The organism is Enterobacter cloacae complex sp. IR5441 (assembly GCF_049238215.1).
GTDB lineage: Bacteria > Pseudomonadota > Gammaproteobacteria > Enterobacterales > Enterobacteriaceae > Enterobacter > Enterobacter hormaechei_C.
In genome coordinates this window covers 1-4,200 of sequence record NZ_JBMKIA010000077.1, presented here as the reverse complement: position 1 = coordinate 4,200, position 4,200 = coordinate 1, and the positions used below count along the sequence as shown (strand labels likewise).

The following is a 4,200-nucleotide window of genomic DNA, read 5'->3' as shown; positions in this document are numbered from 1 at the left end:
GAAAGTTTTATTTAGTAACTACAGCAAAGTATCAACATACCCAGGGCTGTAAGGAATCAACATCCTGATATTCAAACAGTAGCCACCTTAAGGTGGCTTTTTTATGGGCGAAATATGACAACGACGATCATCAAAGGCCGCGGTAAAGGTGGCAGCAATCAGACCCGAACGCCTGTTGAAGCACCGGACAGCATTCAGTCCATTGCCAGGGCAAAGGTACTGATTGCTCTTGGAGAGGGTGAGTTCGCTGGCGGGCTTGATGCTAAAAACATCTTTCTTGGTGACTCATCTTCGTATACGCCACTTCAGAACGCCGACGGAAGTTATAACTTCAATAATGTAAAATACGAGTTCCGTTCCGGCACTCAGGACCAGGACTATATTCAGGGCTTCCCCGGCATTGAAAACGAACTTCAGGTTTCATATGAGCTGAAACAGGCTGTTCCATACGTGCGAGCGGTATCCAACACGCAGCTCTCTGCGCTGCGAATTCGCCTGGGTTGGCCAACTCTTTTGCTCCAGAAAAACAACGGCGACAAAGTCGGCACCCGCGTCGAGTATGCTATCGATCTTTCGGTCGATGGCGGGCCGTATGAAACGGTGGTTAACGGTGCTGTCGATGACAAAACTACGTCGCTTTATGAGCGTAGTCACCGCGTTAATCTTCCAAAAGCCTCGACTGGCTGGCAGTTACGGGTTCGCAGAATCACGCCGGATTCCACGAGCGTGAATATAGTTGACTCCATGCGCGTTGTAGCTGTAACTGAAATTATTGACGCCAAACTTCGCTACGTTAACACAGCGCTGCTGTATGTAGAGTTTGACGCAAAGCAGTTCCCTAATGGCATTCCTCAGGTTGTGTGTAATCCGAAAGGGCGAATCATCCGTGTACCTGATACTTATGATCCCGAAACCCGCACTTACTCTGGTACATGGGAAGGTGTGTTTAAATGGGCATGGACGGATAACCCTGCCTGGATTTATTACGACATCATTTTGAATGAGCGCTTCGGGCTGGGTCAAAGAATCGATGCGACTCAGATAGACAAATGGGAGCTTTATCGCATCGCCCAGTATTGCGATCAACTGGTATCAGATGGCAAGGGCGGAAGTGGGACGGAGCCTCGTTTTCGTTGCAACGTTTATATCCAGGACCGTAATGACGCCTGGACTGTACTTCGTGATCTGGCGGGTATATTTCGCGGCATGACGTACTGGGGCGACAATAAGATGTATGTCCTGGCTGATATGCCACGGGATGTGTGGCACATCTATAACCACGCCAGCGTTGTTGAAGGAAAATTTACCTTTGCGGATCCGAGTGAAACCACCCGAAACACTGCCGCGCTGGTGAACTGGTCAGACCCAGCCAATCACTATAAAGACACGCCTGAGCCTGTTTACGATAACGATCTGGCCATGCGCTTCGATTATCGTCAGCTCGAAATGACTGCGATCGGCTGCACCAGGCAGTCAGAGGCAAACCGGCGGGGGCGCTGGGCGCTGCTCACTAACGGTATCGGCGAGGTGGTGACCTTCAGCACGGGCATGGACGTTCCCCCCGTTGGTGAGGTGATCGGCGTGGCAGCTAACGAGCTGGCCGGAAGAACTATCGGTGGCAGGGTAAGTGCGGTTAACGGCCGCAACATAACCCTCGATCGCGCCGCTGATGTGAAGGCCGGGAACCGGCTGTTTTTGAATCTTCCGTCAGGCACAGCTCAGGCCAGAACCGTCCAGGCCGTTAACGGAAACACAGTCACTGTCACCACACCCTACAGCGAAACGCCGGAGGCTGAATGTAACTGGGGTGTGGACTCTGACGATCTGTTTATAGCGCTTTTCCGTGTTACGGGAACGCGGGACAACAACGACGGTACTTTCGAGGTCACCGGGACGACTTACAACCCTGATATCTATTCCGCTGTTGATACCGGCGCAAGACTGGACGAGCGGCCAGTCAGTGTCATTCCACCGGGAGTTCAGGCTCCCCCAGGAAATATTGTCGTAGACAGTTACTCTACGGTTAACCAGAACATTGCGATTACCACTATGCGCGTTGCCTGGGATGCTGTTCAGGGTGCAGTTGCGTACGAGGCGGAATGGCGGCGTGACAGCGGCAACTGGATTAGTGTGCCCCGAACGTCTTCTCTCGGCTTTGAAGTGCAGGGTATCTACTCGGGTCGCTATCTGGTCCGCGTCAGGGCGGTGAACGCCAGCGACGTTTCATCAGTGTGGGCGACATCACCAGAAGTAAATCTTACTGGTAAAGTGGGCAATCCACCGAAGCCGGTTGGCTTTATCGCTTCTGAAAACGTGGTATTCGGTATCGAGCTGAACTGGGGATTCCCGGCGAATACCGACGACACGCTGAAGACCGAAATTCAGTACAGCCTGACCGGTACCGAAGACGATGCGATGTTGCTTGCCGATGTGCCTTACCCGCAGCGCAAATATCAGCAGATGGGCCTTAAAGCGGGGCAGATTTTCTGGTATCGCGCGCAGCTGGTGGACCGCAGCGGCAACGAATCAGGTTACACAGAATGGGTGCGCGGGCAGGCCAGCATCGATGTATCCGATATCACCGATGCAATACTGGAGGAGATTAAAGAGACTGATACGTTCAAAGATCTGATCGAGAGTGCGGTGGAGAGCAGTGAAAAGTTCGCAGAACTGGCTGATGCAATCAAAGAGAATGCAAACGGTCTTGCAGCGGCGGTTGGATCGAATAAGCAGACAGCAGAAGCAATCATCGGCAACGCGCTTGCTATTGCTGATGTTGTCGTGCGGCAGACAGCCCAGCAGGGCGCTAACTCTGCGACCTTCGAACAACTCCGGGAGGTGATCGCCACTGAGACGGAGGCTCGCGTCACGGATGTTACTCGTCTTGAGGCAAAAACTGAGCAGAACGAGGCGGGAATTACCGAGGTAAGGCAGGCTCTGTCAGATGAAGCTCAGGCAAGGGCGACAGCTGTCGACCAGCTTACTGCGAGTACTCAGGTCATTTCTGATAAAGCTGATTCGGCTTCGAGTAAAGCTGACGCTGCATCAGGTAAGGCAGATGCGGCCGAGCAAGCCAGCTCGCAAAATACCGCTGATATCACCACGTTGCGACAGGTTGTCACCGACACGACTTCATCAATGGCATCCCGTCTGGAGGAACTGGGAGCAAGGACAGATACTGCCAGCGGCGGCATTCAGAGTAACTCCATCGCGCTAATAACGAGTACGCTGGCGCAGGTTGATCAGCAGGTGAGACTCAGCGCGCAGTACGGTGACAGTAAGGCCAGCATCGATCGTATTGATAATGTTATGGCAAGCGACAGGGAGGCAACAGCGCGTTCGCTGCTGAGTTTGCAGACTGACGTGAACGGCAACAAGGCAGCAATCAACAGCCTGAACCAGACATTTTCCAATTATCAGCAGGCCGCGGCCACGCAGATAAACGGCATTACGGCGACCATCAACGGGCACACTTCAGCGATCACCACCAACGCGCAGGCCATTGCGAACGTCAACGGCGACCTGAAGGCGATGTACAGCATCAAGGTTGCCGTGGATGCGAACGGAAAACAGTATGCTGCTGGTATGGGGATAGGTGTTGAGAATACTCCATCTGGCATGCAGTCGCAGGTATTATTCCTCGCAGATCGTTTTGCAGTGATGATGCAGGCAGGAGGAACCCCTACCATCGTATTCACCACGCAAAATGGTCAGTTGATAATCCGCGATGCTGTTATCGGGGAGGGGACGATCGGTAACAGTAAAATCGGTAATTACATCCAGTCATCAACCTGGGATGGAACAGGGAATGTCGGATGGCATATCAACAAGTCCGGGTATGCCGTGTTTAACAACGTGACTGTTCGTGGCTCGATTTACGCCACAACGGGTAACTTTGGATTCAGTGGGCCGAACAAGGCGACGGTGATAGACAGTAATGGTGTAACTATCAACCTGACCGGAGGCGGCCGTATCGTACTTGGAGAATGGACATAACATGCCAAGAGGACTACTAATTGATCTGAATGATGGCGGAAAGCGGATGGAGATAACGGCGGGTCTTCGGTGCCCGTCTTTTGGAGCCTACTTTGACAGTGGCTACCAGAAAGCCAAATACGCTGATATTGCCGGTTATGTTTCCGGGGCGCAGGTGCTGTTTATCCCTCACGCGACGGCTTATCTTGATTCAGGTCTGCTTCA

At 52.7% G+C, this 4,200-nt stretch carries 2 protein-coding genes; both read left to right on the top strand.

What is annotated here, in order from left to right; all coding sequences use genetic code 11:
* The first annotated feature begins 114 nt into the window (after positions 1-114).
* Positions 115-3,996: a TipJ family phage tail tip protein gene (locus tag ACOTX5_RS26170; protein ID WP_063945307.1), complete on the top strand. Its 3,882-nt coding sequence runs from the start codon at positions 115-117 to the stop codon at positions 3,994-3,996.
* Position 3,997: 1 nt separating this feature from the next.
* Positions 3,998-4,200, top strand: a 203-nt coding sequence (locus ACOTX5_RS26165; protein ID WP_421632511.1) for a DUF6453 family protein, incomplete at its 3' end; no start/stop codon positions are given.